This is a genomic window from Sphingopyxis sp., assembly GCF_016704835.1.
Taxonomy (GTDB): Bacteria; Pseudomonadota; Alphaproteobacteria; order Sphingomonadales; family Sphingomonadaceae; genus Sphingopyxis.
Map to the genome: position 1 here is coordinate 115,562 of NZ_JADIZJ010000021.1, position 23,247 is coordinate 138,808.

At 60.6% G+C, this 23,247-nt stretch carries 20 protein-coding genes, 1 tRNA gene and 4 pseudogenes; 13 read left to right on the forward strand and 12 right to left on the reverse strand.

Going from position 1 to position 23,247, the window contains the following annotated elements; genetic code table 11:
* Nucleotide 1: 1 nt before the first annotated feature.
* Together IPF76_RS15605 and IPF76_RS15610 are read left to right on the forward strand one after the other, a co-directional pair.
* Complete coding sequence (locus tag IPF76_RS15605) at nucleotides 2–736, forward strand: SDR family NAD(P)-dependent oxidoreductase (protein WP_293845981.1); 735 nt, start codon at nucleotides 2–4, stop codon at nucleotides 734–736.
* A gap of 61 nt (nucleotides 737–797) precedes the next feature.
* Nucleotides 798–1,187 (forward strand): hypothetical protein, encoded by a 390-nt coding sequence (locus IPF76_RS15610; RefSeq protein WP_293845984.1) that lies wholly within the window; start codon nucleotides 798–800, stop codon nucleotides 1,185–1,187.
* Between the two features lie 87 nt (nucleotides 1,188–1,274).
* Here the strand turns inward: IPF76_RS15610 and IPF76_RS15615 are convergent, their stop codons facing one another.
* From IPF76_RS15615 to IPF76_RS15640, 6 genes and pseudogenes are all read right to left on the reverse strand, one after another.
* Nucleotides 1,275–2,450, reverse strand: coding sequence for a serine hydrolase (locus IPF76_RS15615; protein WP_293845987.1), 1,176 nt, complete (start codon nucleotides 2,448–2,450; stop codon nucleotides 1,275–1,277).
* A 20-nt stretch (nucleotides 2,451–2,470) separates the two neighbouring features.
* Complete coding sequence (locus IPF76_RS15620) at nucleotides 2,471–3,751, reverse strand: cyclopropane-fatty-acyl-phospholipid synthase family protein (protein ID WP_293845990.1); 1,281 nt, start codon at nucleotides 3,749–3,751, stop codon at nucleotides 2,471–2,473.
* Between the two features lie 35 nt (nucleotides 3,752–3,786).
* Complete coding sequence (locus IPF76_RS15625; protein ID WP_293845993.1) at nucleotides 3,787–5,172, reverse strand: deoxyribodipyrimidine photo-lyase; 1,386 nt, start codon at nucleotides 5,170–5,172, stop codon at nucleotides 3,787–3,789.
* Complete coding sequence (locus tag IPF76_RS15630; RefSeq protein WP_293845996.1) at nucleotides 5,169–6,158, reverse strand: metal-dependent hydrolase; 990 nt, start codon at nucleotides 6,156–6,158, stop codon at nucleotides 5,169–5,171. Before IPF76_RS15630 ends, IPF76_RS15625 begins: the two co-directional genes overlap by 4 nt.
* A gap of 59 nt (nucleotides 6,159–6,217) precedes the next feature.
* A complete protein-coding gene (locus tag IPF76_RS15635; protein WP_293845998.1) occupies nucleotides 6,218–7,255 on the reverse strand; it encodes a 2-oxoacid:ferredoxin oxidoreductase subunit beta in 1,038 nt (345 codons plus the stop codon).
* Nucleotides 7,252–9,115 (reverse strand): annotated as a pseudogene (locus IPF76_RS15640) (2-oxoacid:acceptor oxidoreductase subunit alpha). The gene IPF76_RS15635 and the pseudogene IPF76_RS15640 overlap by 4 nt, the downstream one beginning before the upstream one ends.
* Before the next feature lie 198 nt (nucleotides 9,116–9,313).
* Here IPF76_RS15640 and IPF76_RS15645 point away from each other — a divergent pair.
* On the forward strand, nucleotides 9,314–10,261 hold the full coding sequence (locus IPF76_RS15645) for an alpha/beta hydrolase (RefSeq protein ID WP_293846001.1): 948 nt from the start codon (nucleotides 9,314–9,316) through the stop codon (nucleotides 10,259–10,261).
* The gene (locus IPF76_RS15650; protein WP_293846003.1) at nucleotides 10,258–10,734 is read left to right on the forward strand and encodes an RNA pyrophosphohydrolase; all 477 of its coding nucleotides are present in this window, start codon (nucleotides 10,258–10,260) and stop codon (nucleotides 10,732–10,734) included. Before IPF76_RS15645 ends, IPF76_RS15650 begins: the two co-directional genes overlap by 4 nt.
* On the opposite strand, the gene IPF76_RS15655 is transcribed toward IPF76_RS15650, so the two are convergent.
* Complete coding sequence (locus IPF76_RS15655) at nucleotides 10,695–11,384, reverse strand: uracil-DNA glycosylase (RefSeq protein ID WP_293846005.1); 690 nt, start codon at nucleotides 11,382–11,384, stop codon at nucleotides 10,695–10,697. The two genes, IPF76_RS15650 and IPF76_RS15655, sit on opposite strands and share 40 nt — an antisense overlap.
* Nucleotides 11,385–11,407: 23 nt before the next feature.
* On the opposite strand from IPF76_RS15655, the gene folK reads away from it, so the two are divergent.
* The 3 genes from folK to IPF76_RS15670 all read left to right on the forward strand — a co-directional run bounded on the left by folK (nucleotide 11,408) and on the right by IPF76_RS15670 (nucleotide 12,633).
* The gene (folK, locus tag IPF76_RS15660; protein ID WP_293846008.1) at nucleotides 11,408–11,929 is read left to right on the forward strand and encodes a 2-amino-4-hydroxy-6-hydroxymethyldihydropteridine diphosphokinase; all 522 of its coding nucleotides are present in this window, start codon (nucleotides 11,408–11,410) and stop codon (nucleotides 11,927–11,929) included.
* Between the two features lie 42 nt (nucleotides 11,930–11,971).
* Nucleotides 11,972–12,047 (forward strand) — tRNA-Lys (locus IPF76_RS15665).
* 388 nt (nucleotides 12,048–12,435) lie between these two features.
* A complete protein-coding gene (locus IPF76_RS15670) occupies nucleotides 12,436–12,633 on the forward strand; it encodes a hypothetical protein (RefSeq protein WP_293846011.1) in 198 nt (65 codons plus the stop codon).
* Nucleotides 12,634–13,528: 895 nt separating this feature from the next.
* Here IPF76_RS15670 and IPF76_RS15675 read toward each other — a convergent pair.
* Entirely contained in the window at nucleotides 13,529–14,152 is a 624-nt protein-coding gene (locus IPF76_RS15675) for a PEPxxWA-CTERM sorting domain-containing protein (RefSeq protein WP_293846013.1), read from the reverse strand.
* A gap of 156 nt (nucleotides 14,153–14,308) precedes the next feature.
* Between IPF76_RS15675 and IPF76_RS15680 the strand changes: the two are divergent.
* Nucleotides 14,309–14,410, forward strand: a pseudogene (locus tag IPF76_RS15680) (protein CapI); the annotation flags it as partial.
* Nucleotides 14,411–14,836: 426 nt separating this feature from the next.
* On the opposite strand, the gene IPF76_RS15685 reads toward IPF76_RS15680, so the two are convergent.
* The gene (locus IPF76_RS15685) at nucleotides 14,837–15,475 is read right to left on the reverse strand and encodes a choice-of-anchor C family protein (protein WP_293846016.1); all 639 of its coding nucleotides are present in this window, start codon (nucleotides 15,473–15,475) and stop codon (nucleotides 14,837–14,839) included.
* Between the two features lie 788 nt (nucleotides 15,476–16,263).
* On the opposite strand from IPF76_RS15685, the pseudogene IPF76_RS20970 reads away from it, so the two are divergent.
* A pseudogene (locus tag IPF76_RS20970) lies at nucleotides 16,264–16,581 on the forward strand (hypothetical protein); the annotation flags it as partial.
* A gap of 11 nt (nucleotides 16,582–16,592) precedes the next feature.
* Nucleotides 16,593–17,354 carry a DUF1996 domain-containing protein gene (locus IPF76_RS15690; protein WP_293846019.1) on the forward strand — a complete coding sequence of 254 codons (762 nt, stop codon included), beginning with the start codon at nucleotides 16,593–16,595 and terminating at the stop codon, nucleotides 17,352–17,354.
* Nucleotides 17,355–17,619: 265 nt separating this feature from the next.
* Here the strand turns inward: IPF76_RS15690 and IPF76_RS15695 are convergent, their stop codons facing one another.
* Both IPF76_RS15695 and IPF76_RS15700 read right to left on the reverse strand, forming a co-directional pair.
* Complete coding sequence (locus IPF76_RS15695; protein ID WP_293846022.1) at nucleotides 17,620–18,351, reverse strand: glycosyltransferase; 732 nt, start codon at nucleotides 18,349–18,351, stop codon at nucleotides 17,620–17,622.
* A gap of 654 nt (nucleotides 18,352–19,005) precedes the next feature.
* Entirely contained in the window at nucleotides 19,006–19,686 is a 681-nt protein-coding gene (locus IPF76_RS15700) for a helix-turn-helix domain-containing protein (RefSeq protein WP_293846024.1), read from the reverse strand.
* 524 nt (nucleotides 19,687–20,210) lie between these two features.
* Here IPF76_RS15700 and IPF76_RS15705 point away from each other — a divergent pair.
* The 3 genes and pseudogenes from IPF76_RS15705 to IPF76_RS15715 all read left to right on the forward strand — a co-directional run.
* Complete coding sequence (locus tag IPF76_RS15705) at nucleotides 20,211–20,846, forward strand: PEPxxWA-CTERM sorting domain-containing protein (protein ID WP_293846027.1); 636 nt, start codon at nucleotides 20,211–20,213, stop codon at nucleotides 20,844–20,846.
* The gene (locus tag IPF76_RS15710) at nucleotides 20,831–21,508 is read left to right on the forward strand and encodes a L,D-transpeptidase family protein (protein ID WP_293846029.1); all 678 of its coding nucleotides are present in this window, start codon (nucleotides 20,831–20,833) and stop codon (nucleotides 21,506–21,508) included. The genes IPF76_RS15705 and IPF76_RS15710 overlap by 16 nt, the downstream gene beginning before the upstream one ends.
* A gap of 128 nt (nucleotides 21,509–21,636) precedes the next feature.
* A pseudogene (locus IPF76_RS15715) lies at nucleotides 21,637–22,059 on the forward strand (CAP domain-containing protein); the annotation flags it as partial.
* A gap of 89 nt (nucleotides 22,060–22,148) precedes the next feature.
* Here IPF76_RS15715 and IPF76_RS15720 read toward each other — a convergent pair.
* A complete protein-coding gene (locus IPF76_RS15720; RefSeq protein WP_293846032.1) occupies nucleotides 22,149–23,159 on the reverse strand; it encodes a cell wall hydrolase in 1,011 nt (336 codons plus the stop codon).
* Nucleotides 23,160–23,247 lie beyond the last annotated feature (88 nt).

Below are 23,247 nucleotides of genomic sequence, written 5' to 3' on the forward strand. Positions count from 1 at the left end.
CATGACTATCAAGACTGAAGACCTGGCGGGCCAGGTTGCGCTCGTCACCGGGGCGAGCCGTGGCATCGGCGAAGCGATTGCCGCAGCGTTGGCAGCACGCGGCGCGCATGTCGTGATCACCGCGCGCACCGCGGGCGGGCTCGAAGCGCTTGAGGATCGCATCCACGAGGCGGGCGGCGCCGCGACGATCGCGCCGCTCGACCTGACCGACGGTGACAGTATCGCGCGCCTCGCCAGCGCGATGGCCGAACGCTGGCAGCAGCTCGACATGCTGGTCCTTAATGCCGCGATGCTCGGCACGCTGACCCCCGTCGCGGCAATCGACGGCAAGGAATTCAACAAGCTGCTGACGCTCAACCTCATCGCGCAGCAGGCGCTGATCGCCAATTTCGACCCGCTGCTGCGCAGCGCTGCGAACGGGCGCCTGCTCGCGCTGTCGAGTGGCGTTGCCCGCGAACCGCGCGCCTATTGGGGCGCTTACGCCGCGTCGAAAGCGGCATTCGAGACGCTGGTGACCAGCTATGGCGCTGAAATGCGCAACATCTCGACCGTGCGCACTGCCATTCTCGATCCCGGCGGCACGCGCACCCAGATGCGCGCGCGCGCCTATCCCGGCGAAGACGCAAAAAGCATCAAGGAACCCGCGGCCGTCGGTGAGTTCGTCGCCGGGCTGATGGTCGACGGCTTCGACAGCACCGCCTTTCACGCTTTGCCCAAGGTCATGGAAAAGGCTTAACGCCATTTTTGTTTTCCGGCACTAAGGGAGCCGGATAAGACGGGTTTGCAAGGGCGCAGCTATGACCAAGGATATTTTGCGATCGGCGATCGCGGCGGTGATCGGCATCGTCGTCGCCTTCGGGCTGATCTGGCTGGCGCAATATGCCGGTAGCGAAATTTCCCCGTCCGAATATGACGTCGAGACTGGCGAAATCTTGATCCCGATCGGATCGACGATCGCGTTGATTGTCGGCTGGTTCATCGGCACCTTTGCCGGCGGCTGGCTCGCGATGCGCATTTCGGCAGGCACTGGCGCCGGCTGGATCGTCGCGGGGTCGGTGATTGGCGCTGCGCTTTATCGCGCCGTGACCCTCGCCGATGCGTGGTGGATCATGGCGCTGGGCGTTGCGATTCCGCTTGCCGCCGTTTGGCTGGCGCAGCGCGCGACGGCGATCGTGGCCGACACATAGCCGTCGCCCCGGCGAAGGCGCGGCCGCCGGAAGTTTACACAGCGCCTCCCGACCAGGCAACCGCCCCGCCAGTGGGGGCGACGTATTTTACTTCGCCGCCTCCCGGTCCACCGCCGCTTGCACGCTTTTGTAAAAGGCCTCACGCGCCGCGCCGACCCCCTCGGGATCGGTCGCGGTCGGCCAGTTGCCGTTCGACGCAATCACCAGCTGGCGCTGCGGATCGATGAAGATTCCCTGACCAAAAATACCCTGCGCCGCAAAACTGCCGTCGTCATTCGTCCACCATTGATAGCCATAGCCGCGGCCCGGAATATCGATCCCCGTTTGCTTCGTCGTCGCTGCAGTCATCCAGTCGTCGGGGACAACCTTCTGGCCGCCCGCGACGCCGCCGTTCAACATGAACTGGCCGAACCGCGCGTAATCCTTGAGGCTGGCGGACATGCAGCAGCCGCTGATCTCATGCCCGGTGGCGCCGAGCATCCAAACCGCGTCCTGCTCCATTCCGAACGGCTTCCAAACCTTTTCGGAAAGATATTGCGACAGCGTCTTGCCCGTTGCGCTCGACACCAGCACACCGATCAAATTGGTCTCGCCGGTCTTGTACACCCACTTCGATCCAGCCGGCGCTTCGCGCGGTAACGTCTTCATATAGCTGACAGTAATGTCCTCCCCCGCGACGGGTTTTTGCAAATTGAACTGCGCAACGTCGGATTTCGGATCGGTATAATCCTCGTTCCACCTGACCCCCGACGTCATCGTCAGCAGCTGCCGCACGCTCACATCGTCATAGGCCGAGCCCTTGAGCCCGGCGATATAGACAGTAACCTTGTCGTCGAGGCTCTTGATATAGCCGTCTTTGACCGCCGCCCCGACCAAGGTGGAGGTGAAACTCTTGGCGACCGAAAAACTGGTCCAGCGCCCCGCGGCGCCATAGCCAAGCGCATATTTCTCGAGTCGGACCTTGCCGTCCTGAACGATGATCAGCCCCGCGTTGCGCTGCTTCGCCATATAAGCATCGACATCCGAACCAAGGTTGAGCGGCTGCCCTTGCGGCAGTGGGTAGACCGTACCACCGGCTTCCACGGTATTGACCACCACCTTGGGAACAGTCTCCATCGTGCGGAAAGCGACGTCGCGTTGATCCTGGGTCCAGAACAGCACATTCATATCCTTTGGCAGCGTGTCGGTGGTTTGCGTGGATGCGGGTGCGGAGCACGCCGTCGCCGCGGCGCTCAGTAACGCCGCTGCCAGATATCGTCGCATAGGATCCCTCTCCCCTGTTTTCAGGCTGTTCTTTCAAGCGTGACTTGCGCAACGTCGATGCCGCCGCCGCGAAATCCGCCCTCGCAATATTGCAGATAATAGCGCCAGAGCCGCACGAAGCGGTCATCGAACCCCGACGGCAGCCCATCGGCGGCGACAGCGGCGTCGAAACGCTCGCGCCACTGGCGCAGCGTCTCGACATAATCCTCGCCAAAGCGGTGAACATCGCACCACGCCAGTCCGCGCGCTTCGGCCAGCGCCCGAAACCGGGTTTCAGAGATCAGGCAACCGCCCGGAAAAATATAGGCCTGGATGAAATCGCTGCTCGCGGCATAGCGCTCGAACAGCGCATCGTTGATCAGGATATACTGGATCGCTGCTTTACCGCCGGGGCGCAGCAGCCGCGCGATAGCGTCGAGATAGGCAGGCCAATAGGCCTGCCCGACGGCTTCGACCATCTCGACGCTGGCGATCGCGTCATATGGCCCCTGTGCGTCGCGATAATCGCAGAGTTCAACACGCGATCGTCCTGACAGATCGACCGCGGCGAGCCGCGCGTCGGCGATTTCGGCCTGCGACGGCGACAGTGTGATCCCGGTGTAGATGACATCGTGCCGCTCGACCGCGCGCTCCGCGAGCGCGCCCCAGCCACAGCCGATTTCCAGCAAGCGGCTGCCGGATCGCAGGTCGAGGCGGTCGAGGATCGCGTCGACCTTGGCGAACTGCGCGTCCTCCAGCGATTGCGCCGGGTCGGCGAACAGCGCGCTTGAATAGTTCATCGCCTGGTCGAGCCATAAGCGATAGAAATCATTACCCAAATCATAGTGGGCATGAATGTTGCGCTTGGCGCCGCGGCGGTTGTTATGGTTCAGCACATGAGCAATTTTGTTCAGCCAGCGCAGCGGCCCGCGCGCGCGCGCCACATCCCCCAGAGATTCGCTATTGCGCATGAACAGGTCGAACAGCGCCACCGGATCGGGTGACGACCACTCGCCTGCGTCCCAGGCGCGATACCAGCCCACCGATCCTGACATCGCCAGCCGCGCCAGCGCCGCCCAGCTGTGCAGGTGAACGACCGCCGCTGGCCCCTTGCCGCGCCCGCCAAGCAGGCGGACGCTGCCGTCGGGCGCATGCGCTTCGATCGTGCCGAGCGCGAGGCCGACGTCGATCCGGTCGAGGAGGCGGTGGAACAGTCCTGAGGGCGCCAAAGCCAGCAGCCGCGCCAGCGCGCCGCCGCTGCGATAGGCGCGATCGGCGCGGAGCAATTGCTTGCCGCGGCGCGGGCTGACATGCGTGTTCATAGTGCCTTCCTGCCTCAAAGTCCGGCGCCTGACAATCAGTTGCCGCGCGCCTTCATGACGTCATAGGCGGCGAGCGCGCGTTCGCGGGCTTCGCGGTGGCCGATGATCTTGGCGGGATAGGAACGCGGGCGCTGACCAAAGCTTTCGGGATCGTGAATCGCCGGGTCGGTGAGTTCGGCAAGTTCAGGCACCCATTGGCGAATATAGGCCGCGGCGTCGAATTTTTCCGACTGCGTCAGCGGTGCCATGATCCGCGGGAACATGTTGCTGTCGACCCCGCTGCCCGCCACCCACTGCCAGTTTACCGCGTTGGAAGCGTAGTCGGCGTCGACCAGCGTGTCCCAGAACCATTGCTCGCCCTGCCGCCAGTCGATCAGCAGATGTTTGATCAGGAAACTCGCGGCAATCATCCGCACCCGGTTGTGCATCCACCCCGTCGTCCAAAGCTGCCGCATCCCGGCATCGACGATCGGATATCCGGTGCGGCCCTGTTGCCAGGCCGCCAGATCGGCGTCGGCCGCCGCCCCGCTACGCCACGGCAAATCGTCGAAGGCTTGGCGCGCGCTGCGCCCGCCATAATCGGGAAATTGCAGGATGATATTCTGCGCATAGTCGCGCCAGCCGATCTCGCCCAGAAACACATCGACCGATCCGCCGGCATCGGCGATGCAATGCCAGATGGTGGCCGGCGACACTTCGCCGAAATGGAGGTGTGGCGAAAGGCGCGAACTGCCCTCCTGCGACGGCAGGTTGCGGCAGCGATCATAATCTGCCGCCGCATTGGCAAACGCCGCAATTCTTTTGCGCGCGCCTGCCTCGCCCGGAGCCCATTCGGCGGCAAAGCCGGTTGCCCAATCGGGCTTGGTCGGCAGCAACCCCCAGTCATCGAGCGTGTCTGAACCAGGCCATCTGGCAGGCGCTGCAATCTCGCGCGGGCCGTTCGACGGGTTCGCTGGCGGCATATGATCCTTTAAAGCGCGCCAGAACGGCGTGTAGATCTTGTATGGCGTGCCGCCCCCCGTCGTCAGCGATCCCGGCGGCAGCAGATAATTGCCATCATGGCACTGCAAATCGAGCCGCTTCGCCACCGCCTTTTCGGCGTTGCGCCACCATGGTTCGTAGTGCCGAAGGCAATGCACCTGCCCTGCGCCAAATTCTTCGGCAATGTTCGCCAGTTGCTCTTCACACTTTCCGCGCCGCACGATCAATCGCGATCCTTTTTCGCGCAGGCTGGCATCAAGGCTGGTGAGGCTATGGTGCAGCCACCAGCGACATGCCGCTCCCATGCGGCGATGCTTCGGCGTATCGTCGTCCAGAATGAACACCGGGATCACCGGTCCCGCCGCGGCCGCCACCGCGAGCGCCGCCTGATCCGACAGCCGCAAATCGCGGCGGAACCACAGAATCGCCGGCGCCGTCATTCGGCGTGGGTAGCAGTGTCAGGTGCGGTCATTCGAACCTGGAAACGATCCTGCGACAAGGGGTGCATGAACCGCTGGTCGCGCAACATGATCGCGTCGCTACCGGCCTGCGCCACCGGCATTCGCGCCCAGAACAAAAACGCGCGCGCATCGGGATCGCCCATCAGCCATGTTTTCAGGCGCGGGTCGTCCATCCCGGTTGGATGGCCGCTGATGTCGAGATTTCCGCCTATGCCGGGGATGAAACTACCGCTCCCATAGCGTTCTGCGGTGCGCCAGAAGATGTCGCGTTGCCAGAAAGCGAGCGGTGGCGGACTCGCCACGACCAGCGCGCCGCGATGTCCGCTTGCTGCCAATGCACTCGCAGTCGTCCGTTCGGCGGCGCCCGTAATCAGCCCGTTGGCAAAAATATAGGCGCAAACCGCGGTGAAGCCGATCCACGCAGGTCGCTGCCAATTCGCGACCCCGCTCCGCTCGCGCCGCAGCGACAGCCACACCGACAGGCCCAGCGCGATCCATATCCACAGGTCGATGATGAAGATCGTATCGCCGTAAAACCATTGCGACGAAAAAGGTTCGAATAGGCGGATGCCGTAGTTGTTGAGCCAGTCGAGCGCCGGATGGCTGAGGCAACCGATATAGGCGAGCGCCAGCAGCCAGCCTTTGTCGATCGGAAGCCGTCTGGCGGGGCGTTTTCCGCGCTTGGTCTGCCAGCGATCGAACGCCAGCATCGCCGCCCACAACAGGATCGGCAAAACCAGCAATGCGATCGGCCCATGCGTGATGCCGCGCCGAAATCCCAGATGCTGGACCCCGTCGAGCCAGGCCAGACAGGCGGCATCGATGTCGGGCAGGTTCGCCGCGAGGATCAGGGTCGGCATCGCCAACCCGGTTTTTTCCTTGAGTCCCATCTGCCCGAGAACTGCGCCGGCGAGGCTGTGCGTGAGATTGTCCATCGCCGGTTGGTGGCGCGGATCGGGCGGCATTGCAATGCGTTATGCGGACCGGATCATGCGCTCTTTGGCGCGCGCCATATGCGCCGCGATTACAGTTCGGGGCCGTCCTCGGTCACCGTCCACGTCTGCCCTTTCTTGAGCAAGCTTTGGAGATCCGCCGTTTTGCCCTCTGCAGCCGCCGCATTCTGGCGCCAGACGTCAGCCTCGAAGGTCGGGCGCGGATCGTCGTAGAGGACGCCGAGCGCCATCGGGAATTCGCCAAAGCGCATTTCGACGAGCATGTGGGCGACACTACGGTTGGTGACGTCGTGGACGATCACCCCCGCCGCCTGCCAATCCCCATCCACCACATCGACGGTCTTGAGGTTAAGCGCCTCGGCGTCGAGCGCGATGCCCCTGGTGCCTTTGGCATAGAGCATCGGTTCGCCATTCTCGAGCCAGAGCTGGCGATCCTCGGCACCCTTGGGCGCCGCGAAATCCTCGAACACGTCTTTATTATAGACGATACAGTTCTGGAAAATCTCGATAAAGGCGGCGCCCTTGTGCGCATGGGCCGCTTTCAAGACCTCGGGCAGTTTCTTCGACACGTCGAAGCCGCGCGCGACGAAGCGCGATCCGGCGCCGAGCGCAAAGGCCGCGGGCTGCGCCGGACGGTCGACCGAACCATAGGGGGTCGACGGGCTGGTCGTTCCGACGCGGCTAGTTGGCGAATATTGCCCCTTGGTGAGGCCATAGATCTCGTTGTTGAACAGCATGATCTGGCAATCGAGATTGCGGCGGATCAGGTGCATCGTGTGGTTGCCGCCGATCGACAGCCCGTCGCCGTCGCCGGTGACGATCCAGATGTCGAGCGCCGGATTGGCAAGCTTCAGCCCGGTCGCGAACGCCGGGGCACGCCCATGAATCGTATGGAAGCCATAGGTTTCCATATAATAGGGGAAGCGCGACGAGCAGCCGATGCCGCTGATAAACACGGTGTTCTCAGGCGTCGTGCCGATTTCCGGCATCGTGCGCTGCACGGCCTTGAGGATCGCATAATCGCCGCAGCCGGGGCACCAGCGCACTTCCTGATCGGTTTCCCAATCCTTGAGCGTCGTCGTGCGCGCGATGGTCGTCATCTCGTTCATGCTAGTGCCTCCTCGATGGCGGCTTCGATTTCGGCAATTGTGAAGGGCTGGCCCGACACCTTGTTCACCGGCTTGGCGTCGACCAGATACTGGTCGCGCAGCACGGTCTTGAGCTGGCCGGTGTTCATTTCGGGTATGATCACCTTGTCATAGCTTTTGAGCAGTTCGCCCAAATTGGCAGGCAGCGGCCAGATGTGGCGGATGTGGATGTGGCTGACGTCGGCACCCTCGGCGCGTTTGCGGCGCACCGCCTGATGGATCGGGCCAAAAGTCGAGCCCCAGCCAACGACCGCGAGCTTGCCGCTCTCGGCGCCAAGTTCGACAATCTGGTCGGGTACCTTGATGCCGTCGATCTTGGCCTTGCGGATGTCGGTCATCGCCTGGTGGTTCGACGCTTCATAATTGATATGGCCGGTGTCGAGTTCCTTCTCGATCCCGCCGATCCGGTGGAGCAGCCCCGGCGTGCCCGGGCTTGACCCACGGACGCTTGAGATTTTCGTCGCGGCCGTAGGGCTTGAACCCGCCCTCGGGCACTTCGGTCAGGAACTTGACCGGGAAGGCTTCGTAAGTCGTGAGATCAGGAACGGCCCAGGGCTCGGCGGCATTGGCGATATAGCCGTCGGTCAGCAGGATCACTGGGGTCATATACTGCACCGCGATCCGCACGGCTTCGATTGCGCATTCGAACGCATCGCCGGGCGAGCGCGCCGAGATCACGGGCATCGGCGCATCGCCGTTGCGGCCATAGACCGCCTGATACAGGTCCGACTGCTCGGTCTTGGTCGGCAGGCCGGTCGACGGCCCGCCGCGCTGCGAATTGACGATGACCAGCGGCAGCTCGGTCATGATCGCGAGGCCCATCGCCTCGCCCTTGAGGGCGATGCCCGGTCCCGACGAACTGGTGACGCCGAGCGAACCGCCATAGCTGGCGCCGATCGCGGAGCAGATCGCGGCGATTTCGTCCTCGGCCTGGAAGGTGGTGACGTCATATTCCTTGAGCCGCGACAGATGATGCAGGATCGCGGACGCCGGCGTGATCGGATAGCCGCCGAAGAACATCGGCAGCTTGGCGAGCTGCGCGCCCGCGACGAGACCGAGCGCGATGCCTTCGGCGCCGGTCAGCGTGCGATAGAGCCCCGGCGCGGCAGGTGCCGGATCGACATGATGCTGCTTGAGCGGCCCGGCCAGCTCGGCAGTCTCGCCATAGGCATGACCCGCATTCAGCGCCGCAATATTGGCGGCCGCAAGATCGGGCGCCTTGGCAAATTTCGCGTTGAGCCAATCGACGAGCGGCGCGCGGTCGCGGTCGAACATCCACAGCGCCAGTCCGAGCGTCCACATATTCTTGCAGCGCAGCGCTTCCTTGTTGCCAAGGCCAAAGGGCTTCACCGCATCCATGGTCAGCTGGCTGATATTGAGCTTCAAGAGCTGCCACTTCGCCAGGCTCCCGTCATCGAGCGGGTTCGCGCCATATTTCGCCTTGGCGAGGTTGCGGTCGTTGAACTCGCCCTCATCGGCGATGATCAGCCCGCCCTGCTTGAGCGACGGCACATTCGTCTTGAGCGCTGCCGGGTTCATCGCGACGAGGACGTCGGGCGCGTCGCCTGCGGTGTCGATCGCGGACGAACCGAAATTGATCTGGAATGCCGACACCCCGAACAGCGTGCCTTGCGGCGCGCGGATCTCCGCAGGGAAATCGGGGAAGGTCGCAAAGTCGTTGCCCGCAAGCGCCGACGACAAGGTGAACTGACCGCCAGTCAGCTGCATCCCGTCGCCGCTATCGCCTGCAAACCTGACTACCACTGCATCCGAAAGGGGGGACTGCCGCTTGCCGGCTTCGTCCACTACCGCTGTCGCCATTTTATCTTCTGCCTTGAATCTTGCGAACCTGTGACGCTGGCCTAGGCCTGTGGGCGCGATGCCGCAATTCAGAAAAAATTGTGCGCTGCAAACTTCAAACGCCCGAAAGGGTTGCCAATTGCCATTGAATTATCCGCCGCGATGCCGAATAGCTGCATGAACGACAGGCCGCATGAGCGAAACGAGGGGATCAGCAGGATGACCGACGGCACCACCCATTATACCCGCCCCGACGTGGCGATGTTCCTGGCATTCCTGAACGCGCAGGAAAGCCCCAAGATGGAAGAGCTGCCCCCCGCTGAGGCGCGCGAGATGTTCCGGATGATGGCCCAGATGGCAGACGCGCCGCGCGGCGAGATTGCGAAGGTCGAAGATCGGACAATTCCGGGCCCCGCGGGCGAGATTGCGATCCGCATCTACGACGATCGTCCCGACCGCGACCCCGGCCCGGTGATGGTGTTTTATCACGGCGGCGGCTGGGTGATCGGCGATCTCGACACCCACGATGCCTATTGTGCCGAGGCGGCGCGCGTGCTCGACATGCCCGTGATCGCGGTCGATTATCGCCTCTCGCCCGAAAACCCTTTTCCTGCCGCGCCCGAAGATTGCGAAGCGGCGACGCGCTGGGTCGCCGATCATTTCCCTTGCACCGGACTGGTCCTGTCGGGCGAAAGCGCTGGCGGCAACCTGACCATTGCCACGGCGCTGACCCTTCGCGACACACCCGCGTCGAAGCCGGTGATCGCGATGCACCCCATCTATCCCGCCGTGACGACGCACGACGATTGGCAAAGCTATCGCGATTTTGGCGAAGGCCATTTGCTGACGACCGGCAGTATGACGTATTTCGGCAATCATTATGCCGCCGACCCCGCCGACTATCGCGCCTCGCCGTTCGATTTTCCCGCTGCGGGCCTGCCGCCCACATTGCTCACCACTGCAGGCCTCGACCCGCTGCGCGATCAGGGCCGCGCCTATGCCGCCAAGCTGATCGAGGCGGGGGTTCCGACAACCTATCGTGAAGCCGCAGGCAGTATTCACGGCTACATCAATTTGGCGCAGGGCATCCCGAGCGCGAAGGACGATATTCGCGGCGCGTTGACAGTCTTGAAAGCGATCGTCGCCGAAGCTAGCGGGACGGCATGATCGATCGTGCCACCCTGCCCTATCGCCCCTGCGCGGGCGTCATGCTTGCCAACCGCGATGGCCTGGTCTTTGTCGGCCAGCGGCTCGATACCTCGAGCGAAGCGTGGCAGATGCCGCAAGGCGGCATCGACCCCGGCGAGGATGCCGAGGAAGCCGCGATTCGCGAACTCGGGGAGGAAACCGGCGTCCACGGCGGCCTGGTCGATGTCATCGCGCGCAGCCGCGAGGAATATTTCTACGATCTCCCTGATCATCTGATCGGCAAGATGTGGGGCGGCAAATATCGCGGCCAGCGCCAGCACTGGTTCCTGATGCGCTTCATGGGAGACGACGGCGACGTCAACATCGCCACCAAGCACCAGGAATTTCGAGCCTGGAAATGGGCCGAACTGAACGAGATCGAAAAGCTGATCGTGCCGTTCAAGCGCGTGCTTTACCGCGGGCTGGTCGAGGAATTCGGCCCGCTGGTCTGATCACCCAGCGCCAGTGCGGTGCGAAAGACGTCGGCGAACATCTCCGGGGTCAAACGCCGGGTGTTCGTGTTGTAACGCGAGCAATGATAGCTATCGACCAGGTGCCGCCCGTCCGTGAGCCGGTGAACGGCGCCATGACCAAAGGGATGGGCCGCCGGTCGCGCGCCTGCTGCCCTTAGCACTGCGTCATGCGCGATCCGTCCGAGCGCGATGATGACACGGATCCCTGGCAATGCCGCGAGTTGCGTCTCGAAAAACGGCCGGCAATTCGCAATCTCCGCAGGCGCCGGCTTGTTTTGCGGCGGCAGGCATTTGACGCTGTTAATGATGACTGCGCCGTCGAGCGTCAGCCCGTCATCGATCCGGGCATCATATCGACCTTTGCTGAGCCCGAACGCGGCCAGCGTCGCGAACAGCAGGTCGCCTGCATAATCGCCGGTGAACGGCCGCCCCGTCCGGTTAGCGCCATGCTTGCCCGGCGCCAGCCCCGCAAAGGCGAGCCAGGCGTCGGGATCGCCGAAGGCATATACTGGCGCGTTCCACCAATCGGGATGCTCGGCCTGACATTCTCGCCGAAAGGCGACGAGCCGCGGGCAGCGCGCACAATCGCGCGACGGCTCGGTTCCGGGCAACGGGCTGTCAATCTTCACGCATGTGCGTTAGGCGCGAGGGCATGAGCAACGCAATGCCGCTTCCTCTGTACGCCATCGGGCTCGGGTCGAACCGGCGCCACGCCCGCTTCGGCGATCCGCGCGCGGTACTCCTCGCGGCGCTTGCAGCACTGGAAAGCGACGACATCGAAGCCGTCGATGCCAGCCCGATCATTGCCAGTGATCCGATCGGCCCGTCGCGGCGGCGCTATGCCAATGCGGTTGCACTGGTCGCGTCGACGCTGAGCCCGCCCGAAATGCTCGAAAGGCTCCACGCGATCGAAGCGACCTTCGGTCGTCGCACGGGAAAGCGCTGGAGCGCGCGAACGCTCGACCTCGACATTCTCCTGTGGTCGGGCGGCATCTGGTCCGACAATATGCTCACCATTCCCCACCCCGCGATCGAGCAACGCGCTTTTGTCCTTGGCCCGCTCCGCGCCATTGTTCCCGAATGGCAACATCCGCTCCACGGTCGCAGCGTGCGTCAACTCGCTGCGCGGCTCGCACGTCCAAAGCCGGTTGACCGGGGCGCAGCGGCGCACTAGGGCGACGGCTCACTTCGCACGCCGCTTTGGCAGCGCCGCGATGGGCCCTTAGCTCAGTCGGTAGAGCAACTGACTTTTAATCAGTAGGTCGCTGGTTCGAACCCAGCAGGGCTCACCATCTATCCCGTGGAAACCTTTGTAAAACTGCGGATTATACCGTGCTCTTCTGTCTCCGTTGCACCACAAAGTTGCTACACCGGGGAGGAGGGGGAAGTGTTCAGCCTATCGCGCCGCAATGGGTCCGTCGCTTGGCAAGTCCGGAAGCGTTGACCTCAGGACTGCGCTTCGATTCTCGGTAGCGAGTTCGTCCGCACCACTGGGAGACGGTCAGGGAGAGGGCCGCCGACAAGCTGCCCCTGATCGCCGCTGAGTACCGCGCTAAAGTCAACGAGGCGCGCAGCCTCGCGAGCAACAGCCCCACCCGCAAGCTCACTGAGGCCGAGGCCCACCGCCTCGCCGCTGAGTTCTTCAACAGCCAGCTGCCCGCGTTCACTGTGACACAGAGGATGGAAAAGCTGGACCATATGCGGTTGCTGCGGGATGCCCATGGGCGGCTGGCTACGGTGCTAATCACGAATGAAGCTACCATGCAGGAGGTGGGGGGCCTGTTTCGAACGCCAGCGGCCGACGGCGTCAGCGCGCCCGCCGACGTCTATCCGCAGTTTCTCGGCATCATCGGTGGTTCATCCGGTCGGCATGTCTAGCCGGGACATTGTAGGAAAGTAGTAACGGAACCTTGGCGACGGGGGCGCGTATCAGCGCGGTTTCGACCAAATCAAGCTGGAGTAACCACCATCGAACCGAGACTGATATTTGCCTATGCGCTTGCCGCTGCGTTGTTCGCCGTTATCGGCCTAGCCGTAGCCTATGCGCGATACAATTCGAGGCACCGTAAACAGCAGCGACTGGATCGCAATCGCAATGAGAATTTACCGCGAGCGGTTTCCAGAATCCGAATAGCAAAAAGGCCGCGCCAGTGGAACGCGGCCTTTCCGGCATATCTCAATGCAGCCCCTCGGCTACTCTCCGGGTCGCAGGAGTCGCCAAAGTTGCAGTAATCATATCCAAGGTGGTTCTATCGTCAATCTGCGCAAAGGAGTGAATTTCCCGCGATGGGACATCTCCAATGCGTGCCATTCATCCAGCGCATCCTCGAACGGCCGATTTGGCGACCAACCAACCAGCCGACGATGAGCCCAGCCGACATGATTAGGTAGCGCACGAACGTCCCCGCTTCAGAAGCAAAAGCAATCGCAATAACGCCAGCGACAAACATGCCAACGAAAATGCCGATAATGCTGCCAATATCTTCGGGTGTCCGATCTGAAGCCATAGCAAGACGCTCCGCGGTGGTGCGGCAGGCAGCGTGACACGATTATTGCAGCAAGTCGAACCGAGCAATCTGAGGAAACGAAAATGGCCGCACAGACTGCGCAGCACCAACTGCGGAGGCAATTCTTGAGCTGGTGGCCGTGACCAGGCTTGTGGCAATCGAACGGACGAGCCGTGATTTAAGGCAAAACCAAACGAACCAGATGGCCCGGCACTGGCTCGCTGATCAGCCCGGCGCTGACCGATTGGTCGGCGCCGAGCCTAATTTCAAGCGTATTGGACGCTCACGGTGTGCTTACGGCGACGACGCATTCCCGCGCTGACCGCTCCGAAGCCAATCAACATCAGAGCCCATGTTGCGGGCTCCGGCACGGCGGCGTTGATGCTGCCGTAGGTCGCGCCAGCAAAACCCGCCTGGTTTCCTGTTCCGACGACAGGCGTGCTGCCGCCATTCCAGAACAAGAGGTTCAGGTTTGCTGTGGCGCCGGGACAAGCCCCTGGATCGGTACAGTTGAACCGCATCTGGAAAGAATTGCTGTTGGCGTCACTGAAATTGAAGAACAGATTTGCGGCGACGATGGTCCCGCCTGCCATCGTGAACCCAGTCCCTGTGACGTAGCTCCCAGTGTAGGTTCCTTCTACAAGTCCGATGAGATCCGGAGAAGAAAAGATCTGAATTGCAGTCGGTAAAGATGTCGCATTGTCCGTGAGTCCGAGAAGTGTGCCAGTGACCGTCCCTGCAACATGACCGCGGCCGTAAAACTGGTTGGTCGCCCCATCCTCAAACATGAACGATACATCGGCCGCCAATGCTTCGGCGGCGGTCGCGCACATAGCCAACGCTGACACAAATGCACCGATCCGCAAAGATTTCTTAACACTCCAAGTCATTGTAAATCCCCAATTTACCCGTCAGGTCGCCCAGATAATGCGGCGGTTACCACAGTTTTGTTAAGTGCCATAGCGCTTGTCGGCGGGCTTTGTGTCATTTTGGGTCACAAATCCGGGTACGACGAGCAAGGACACGAATTTTAAAGAGATGATACGCCCTTCCGCGTTTCCGATCGTGCTGACACACCGATTTCCCTCTATGCGGCGACAAAAGGCGCAGATGAAATTATAAGCGAAATCTACGCCGTGCTTGCACGTGGGATTACGCTCAAACAATGCACTCGATCGTCGGAAGCGACACGATCGAGGATGGTGCGTTCGACCGACTTCGGCAGGAGAATGATCGGGTGAACGAGCTACAGCACCGAATTCACGCCCGCGGCCTCGTACTTAAACACGCCGGCGCCAGTCCCGCCTCTGCCGAACAGATCACCGCTTGGAATACCACTTAGGTAACACTTGTCTCGAATTTGCCACAGGATGATAACCAGAACCATTGGTCCTGATTCTTCACGATGACGGTGAGGCGAACTCGATCGTTTCGAAATGCACCCAAGCCAAGCCTTACCATTGCCCCTTAGACAGCTCGTTTCCGCCCCCCCTATCGCGGAGGGCAGAGAGCCGAACAAAAAAGGCCGCCAATCTTTCGATTAGCGGCCTTTTGAAGAGAGAATAGGAATAATTTCAGGCGTAGCGCACGCCACGTACCGTCGACGAACGACGACGCATGCTGAAGCCGACGCCCGCAAAGCCGATCAGCATCAAAGCCCAGGTCGCGGGCTCGGGAACTGCCGCAACCGAGACATTATCAAGCGCTGCGCCAAATGCGCCTGCATCCTGCGAAGCGAAAGACAGCGTAGTAGAGGGTCCGGCGGCCAAGAAATTATAGGTATATTTCGACCAACCCATGTTGGTTTTGCTGGTCCCGGTCGAGTTAAAGCTGAACTCGCCGTTAGTTGCTCCAGTAGCGCTGACCAGCACGTTTTTCGTGAGAGGCGCGCCGTCCGGATTTCCCGCCAGCCAGAAGGTGACATTGTACTGGATGCCCGCAAGCGTGTCGAACGTCTGCTGGATGCCGCCCTGCGCGCTTCCGTTCAAATCGATGCTGTGCGAACCATTTTGCGCCGTCCAGTAGCTGCCAATATAGTCGACACTGCTGCCGGTCACGGTCCAACCCGTGATCGAGGCGCCGTTACCGCCAGCAACCGTGGTAAACGAGCCGGCCGGCACGCCGGTTTCGAAGCTCCCGTTTACGAATTCGGCAGCGTTCGCTGCAGACGGAAGCATCGTAATGGCCGCCACGGCAGCAAGTAGACCCCGCATAATTTATTCTCCTATTTTCGTGTCACACCGAAGCCTGCCGACAAGCGTGTCTCGATCATGCGACCTAATGTTACGGCGCGTTACAAGAAGTTAAGAACGAGACAAGGTTCTTCTGCCTCCGCCACTTGGACGCTGTTTCATTATGGCACACCACTGATCAGTCTTGGTTGGTGTTGCGGATCTGAGAATAAGCCGGGTGGACTAAAGGCCTCAACCAAAGGCGCGGAGCGGTGAGATTGAGACGCTTTTGAACGAGCGAAGGGTCTCATAGCGGATTGGCAGCGTGCGGCTGAAATCGGAGAATCAAGCTGGCTCATGGCGGCGCTTAGATCGCGGCCGTTTCAACTGCCGTTCAAACAGCGCGACCTGGACTAGCTCGATAAAAGCACGGACCAATGACATGGCGATACGAACATAACGGGAACCATGGCGAATCAGCCCCGCCATTGACTAGTGTGACATTCGGATCGAAGATGCGACGCAGCTATTTTATTTTGTCCCAAGCGCATATGACAGGGCCGGGGGCTTGTATCGGGTCTGCCTTGATTGCGATACGATGTAAGCAATCGGTTATGCCAAGGCGACTTGATGTGAAAAGTTTCGCGATCCTCGCCGCGCTGTTTGCCGTTCCTGGGACCGCGCAGACCTCCGACCATAGGCTTCAAAATCAGCGTGACGGGGTCGCTGTCTTCCAGAACACGGCCGAACGCGCGATCTATTCCTGTGCGCTCCAGCGCTATGCGAAATGCGCGAGCGAAGTGGAGATCGCGACCGATGAATTCACACTCATGTTTTACGGCGTCGATCGCGCGCGCTCCGATCTGGCCACGCCGCAAGGCTCGCCCGTGTCCGTCTCGCCGAAGGTGGGAGGCGTGGCGTCAGTGGCATCAGGCCTGGATGTTGATTTGCTCCTCGAACCGAGCGCCATTCCGCGGAGTTCAGCGCCGGACAATGTCGGCGCCTTCCGTTTCCTGTGCGGCCCGGGACAAATCAGCAACGACGATCCGATCGTCTATCCGGGTCAGCCCGGTGCGGCTCACCTTCACCAGTTCTTCGGCAATCTTGGCGCTAATGCTCACTCAACGTACGAAAGTCTCCGGAGCAGCGGGGAAAGCACTTGCCAGAACGATTTGAACCGGTCGGCATATTGGATGCCAGCGATGCTCGACGGCAGGGCAACGTCGTGCGGCCTGATTTCGTGTCGATCTATTACAAGCGCCGACCTGTCAGCGATCCTTTCTGCACCACCGCGGCCAAAGGCTGCGTCGGGACCCCGCGCGGTCTTCGCTTCGTGTTTGGATGGGACCAGACGCGGCCCGGAGAGGCACAGCCTGAAAATAACAAGCTCTTCAACTTTAAGTGCGTGCAGGTTTGGACGCCGACAACGGCAGCTTTCCCTGATATGGTAGAACCAATGAAGGTCTGCAAACCGGGCCAGTGGCTGTCCGCTACGATTAATTCGCCGGAATGCTGGAACGGCGTCGACCTCGATTCCAAGGATCATCGCAGCCACCTCGCGGACATGGTCCGCAACCGCACCTCTGGCAAGCTCTCCTGCCCGGCAATGTATCCGTGGATAATACCGCAATTCACGATGAGCGTGGGTTACAGCATTGAAGCCGGCGATGAAGCCACGCTTTGGTCGCTGGCAAGTGACCACATGTTGCCACCCGCGTTACGTCGGCCTGGCGCGTCTCTTCATAGCGACTATTTCGAGGCGTGGCAGGACGAAATAAGGCTTCGTTGGGAAGCAGGCTGCATCGATAAGCTTCTCAATTGCTCCGACGGCGACCTTGGTGACGGACAGATAATGGCGCGCGGCAAGCATTACCCTGCCCCAAAAGCCGCACCCCGGCTGGTCCCGTCGCCCAGTCGCTGACGAAGTGACTCGTGGCGCGACCGTCAGGGACGCCCTGCTCCTTGCAAAATGCGCCGATTGAGCGCGCTTCCGCAGCGCACCTCAAATCCGCAATTGCGACGGCGTTATGCTGCAGAATCAGCTAGATGAGCCAATGCTCGTATCTTTGACCATGGGTTCCGCGCCACAAGTCTTGCGCTGTGCGGTGACCGCAACGACAGCCAGTGGCTAGTTCCGGTTAGCTTTTAGCCGCTGTTTTGTTCCCGAATCCAGAGCGCCACGCGACTTACCAGTTTCGCAATTCCCTCTGGGCCACCAATGGATGTCTAAGAGTTGAATAATGCGGGCGTTCTAGCGCAGAAAAGTGGTCGTAGCCTTCCCCTACGCTGACCTGTGAACCCAACTCCGACTGGTCGACAACACGGTGCAGCTTCTCATCTTTGACGCTCTCTATAGCCAATGTGTAGGCTATGGGCCCGGTAGTGCGCAGCGTACCGGTTCGTCCGACTGCCGACCACGCCTTATAGCTAGATATGTTTTTCAGAATCTTTTCGATCACTGCAATTGAGTATGGGTGAGAAGGCTCCGAGATGATCACATTTGTCACATACTCGCCACCTGGAACGTGCGCCAAGTCTCTATGAAGGCCCCACCCCTCATGTGGTTCTCCCGGGCCATTGTCCCATTGAGAAAGAATATAACGGTCCGTCGGATTTAGTACCTCGTCCAGAGGTTTCTGAATAACTCCCTTTATGTCGAAATACACGCCGCCAAGTCTATTTATGATGAGATGACGCAACAGATCGGCACGTGCAGCCAAATACTGATCATCGATCATTTTGTATGATGCCAGAGTGTCTGTACCATATGATTCACGAATGAAAGATTCAGCCATAGGCTCAGTCCACAAGGTGTACCGCCATCCGGCGTTTCGTGAAATATGGTCCGCTGAATTGGATAGGAGGATATCAGGCAAGTCCCCCACAAGATAGATTTGGTGCAGCAGTTTCGGAATCATCTCTCGTTCGCCTCGCGTGCCTAGAATGATTTTTTTGATAACTTAACACCGCGTATTTTGCAGATCGAAAGTGCCCATCTCGTTTCGCCAACCGGGACTAAAGCCGAACAGCTTTCACGGTCCCACGGCATGTCGGACCGTGCCAGGGGAATTTTCCGCCTTCCCCAGATGCGTGCCAGGTTAATCCGACGGAGTTAGCCGATCGGCATCCGTGATTGCGCAAGCGGTCCCTGGTCACCATGATCACGCCATCCATTCAGCTGTCCGCGAGCGCCATGCACATAGTCGCTGAGCCGTTTAAGTTCTAGTCCGCTTTAGAGCCTGCACACCTTGGTTATGTTTCGCGCGCCTCACGCCCGGCGGAGCATGTAATACAACCTGATGACCATATCGGACGAAGGTCGCAAAGGAATGGTCCACGACGTCCTCGTGAATAGCGAAGCGGTATAAAGTCACAGTTGGATCAGCAGCGAGGTGAGTGCGGTGCAAGCCCTCTAGACTGCCCCTGGCTTAATATCTGCCAGTCTGCCTCACCGGTTCGGCGTCCCCTCGCTACGAGCCGGGGCTAAAGCTTTCTTTTGATCACTTTATATCGTGGTTCAGCGTAACTCCCGCCGCAATCTTTTCAGCATAATCTCTAGGTAGATTGCCGGTTCATACCTCGATGAATATCCGGATTCTGTTCGGACTCGCGCCCGTGGCGCGCGCTATTTTTTCACGACCTTGGTTGATGAGATCCTCGGCCGGATCCGTAGCGAGGTCGACAAGAAGTTGCGCCGCTGGCACCCCGAGCAAAGCCGCAAGTGGTCTCAGGCGATCGTGCTTCGGCCGCGCTCGCCCGGACTCCCAGCCTGAAATCGAAGGACCGCTTACGCCCAGTTCGGTCGCGATGTCGGCCTGACTCAGCCCTTTGGAAATTCGTAACCGCTTCAGGTTCGCACCAAAACGGACGTCAGAGGAGGAAATCGCGATTTCGCCCGACCCTGCCAAAACTTTGTCGGCGTCGCCGCCCACTACCGCGCTCTGCAACTGAGCGGCACTCAGCGCCGCCGATGAAATCGGCGTTTCGAATTCACAACCGAACAGCTTGCCGCTTACCCATAAAATGTTTGTCGCGACCGCCCCTGCATGGGGAAGATCGACTTCTATTTTATCATCAACCGCCAGCAGCGCATCGCATTCGATCAGCATGCCGGTCAGCGAAATATTGTGAATCACCACTTTGATATCGGTGCCCGCTGAATGGGCACCATGGGCGTTGAGATGAAGTGTCCGCCGTGCAGTGCGCCGCTTGCGACCGTCTGCCAGCCCATCCAGATATGCGGTAATAGCCATATTCCGCTTAGTCGGACCTTGCGGTTAAAAAACCCTTATCGACGAACGAGCTCGCGACCCTAATTGGCTAAACCTAGCCAGCCGACAGAGCGCTCCGAATCGAGATGCGCCACAATGAAAACGCCGCCGCTCCCTATTCTCTCACCGCAGCCTCAGCCCTCAAAATTAACAGATCGTAACATAGATCAATCTTCCCGACCGTTCAGGTCGAAAGCATTTCGGAGGCCCCCATATCTCGTGCAGGCGACGAGTAATTGCCCCCCCCTCACGCTGCCTCACAATCGGCGCGGTGAAACATATCTCGGTTATCTGCGAGTTTCCGGGCTACAGATACCCTTTCTGCCTCGCCGGACCACCGGCCGTGTGGAGCCCCCTCCCCGAAGGATCCATCGCCGCTGTGTCTGATTGGGACGCGCCGCCACTCAGCTCGAAACAAAAATCTTCACTCATTGTAATATATCGTCTAACCAACTGTCATGGCAGCAATTACATCATTCTTGGGCTCGAGACTTCGCGTGGGAGCTATGGCCATTGCTTTGCTCCTGCTGGCAGTCATGTCGGTCACAATCCCTGCGTTCAGCGGCGACGGCGGAACTCTGCTCGCCCAAACAACCGATGTGCTGGACCGCTTTATTGGTCGTTCGCCCGGCGAGCGGGATGAAGCGAACCTGCTCAAAGGCAAAGAACGCAAAGAAAAATCGCTCACGGATCGGCTTTTTGGACGCCGCGCTAATGGTGGCGAACCCGACCAACGCGCACTGGGCAAGATCTTCGATAAACCGCCCGAAGATTCGATCAAAGAACTCGTGCCCGGGCTGCCGGGCCCGCTCGCGCTAGGCGACCCTGTATCCTCTGGCCTCTTGCCAGTTGGGGATATCGGTGCTCCCGTCGGCGGCGGAACATCCACTGGCTTTCCCGGCGGTATCAGCGCGGTGGCGCCTTCCGGACCGGGAGGAACGCCAGGAGGATCCAATCCGGGCAATCCCGTACCCGGCGGTCCGACAGATCCGGTCGTACAGCCGCCCGTAGCGGCGATCCCTGAGCCTGGAACATGGGCCTTGATGTTGATCGGATTTGGTTTGTGCGGTGCCGTTCTCCGGCGGCGAAGGAAGACCCTTCCCGCTGGATCGCGGAGCAGCCCGCTATGCGCGCCGGCCTGATTGTCGCAGTTCTAGTCGTACCTGCTGCAGTTGCAGGCGCGTTGATTGGAAATGACGTATCGACATCGGGATTGGCCAACCGCTCTGTAACTGCAGTCAACGAACGCCCCTCTCCCCCAGCGGCGTCGCCGCGAGCAGGCCGAGACACTCTCTCGCCTGCCGAGCTGAAAATCGCTGTAAGCGGCGGCTTGCTTCCGCTCGGTACCAAGTCGTTGCTGACGACAGAGACGACCATGCGGCATGGTGATTTCAAGTGGAATGAAGATGGCGTCCCTGCGGGCAAGTTAACGATCTGGGTGGATCTTAGGACACAGTTGATTTCGGTTTTTCGTGGCGGCCACGAAATCGGGACCGCAGTGGTGGTCTACGGCGCCGAGAGTATGGAATCCCCGACTGGGCGATTTCCCATTCTCATAAAAAGTCGTGATTATCATTCGCGCGCCTATGATGCACCGATGCCCTACTCCATGTTCATAGATAACACGGGCGTCGCCTTGCACGGGAGTCCGATGTCCAGTCGACGAGCCACTCACGGATGCGTGGGCCTGCCCGTCGAATTTGCTCGCCTCCTTTTCAACGCCGCCAAGATTGGCGACGAGGTCCAGATAGTTCGATCCGGGACTGGCTCTTCAGCGGCAACGCATCTCACCGCTAAATCCTAATCACGATTTAACCTTGTTACACCACTCGGCCTTAGGGCCTTGCAAGCTACTTTTCCCCGTCATCTTGGGGATTTGGTATGCAACGGCTCAACAAAACGGCGGGGAAGCTCGCTATTCTTGCTGTCGCGATGGCGCTGCTTAGTGGAGCTCAACCAAGGTTGGGCGGTCTCAATGACCGGATCCTCGCTAGTCATAACCGCGAACGCGCCAGCGTAGGGGTTCCAGCTTTGACTTGGAGCCCGGACTTGGCGCAGCGGGCGCAGGCTTGGGCAGACCATCTTTCGGAAACGGGAAAATTTGAGCACTCCCCAAACATTCCCGGTCGTCCTCTTGAGGGCGAGAATATCTGGGGTGGCACGCCGGGGACTTTCAGACCGGAAGCAATGGTTGACCTTTGGATCTCGGAGAAAGAAAATTTTGTTCCCGGCGTCTTTCCGGCAAACAGCCAGACAGGACGACCCCAGGACGTTTCTCATTATACTCAGCTGATCTGGGCCCGCTCGGGCGCGGTTGGATGTGGCCTGAGTGGCAAGGGCAGCGAGGAGATCCTTGTCTGTCGGTACAGCGAGCCCGGTAATGTGAGGGGCCGTGACCCATTCGGGCAGGACTTGCAGAAGACGCTCGCCGGCGCCCGGACCGGTCAGTCGACCTTCAGACTTCCCTTGGCGGTATCGGCGGCCGGCTTTGCGGGCGCGGCATCAGCCTTGATCGAGGGCAATGCGTCAGTGGCCGGAAGCAGCGATTTGCCGCTATTGGCTAACGCGCCGGCCGCATCGTCCGCAATGATCGGAGATTTCGGCGGCAGCAAGCCGGCGAAAGGCTCCGGCGCCACCGGGTCGATCTCGAAGTCTTCAATTCCGACAATCTGTGGCTTGTCGTCGAGAAATTGCTCCTGGCTCACCGACTGATTGAAAGCGGCGCGCCGGCCCCATCCGCCGGACCACCGATAGAAAATATGGTGATCGACCTGAGCAATTTTAGCGAGTGATGGGGCCCAGTAGGGCACCACATAATCGGCATGATAATGTGTTGCCATTCCGACGCTGCGCTCGACATATCCAGACAGCGCTCCAAGGGCAACGCGTCTTGCAGCATCCCATCCCGCTCGCGACGGCTTGCGCGCGAGGCTTCCGTCACAGGTGAAGGTAAACTGGCATCCGGTCCGCCGCTCGGAGCCTTGGTACACGACTCCGCAAATGCTGTTCGGAAAGGCGGGATGACGCGCTCGGTTCAAGATGACCTGAGCGACGCCACGCTTCCCCGTCTCGGTTTCCTGTGCCGCCTCATAGTAAATCGCTGCAGTCAGGCAGTCCATCGCCGAACGGCGACCCGCGAAGGCCGAGGCGTTGAGCGGCACCACGAGCGGCGGTGCTGGCTCGACCGGCGCCGCCGAGAAAGGCAATGCCGCATTTTCGGCTAGTGCGGCGTCGGGCGAAATCGGCTTATAGTCCTGTGGGGCAACAGCTGGCGGAACCTGGGTGGCCGCAGCAGCGCGCTCGCGAATGTCCTCAGGCGACAGTCTCCCATGCCCGGCACCGGTTGCAAGCACCCACCATAAGGCGAACGCAAGTCCGAACGCAGCGACGACAATCGCTAGGGCGCCTAAAATTTGGCGACGGCCCCGCCGCTTTCGGTTTACTGCAAGGTCCATATTAGGCGGGGCTATTCCAAATTCCGAAAAAAGGCTGCTATGCCAAAGCAAGTCCGCGGTCCATAGTCGCTCGACAGCCGCGCATCAT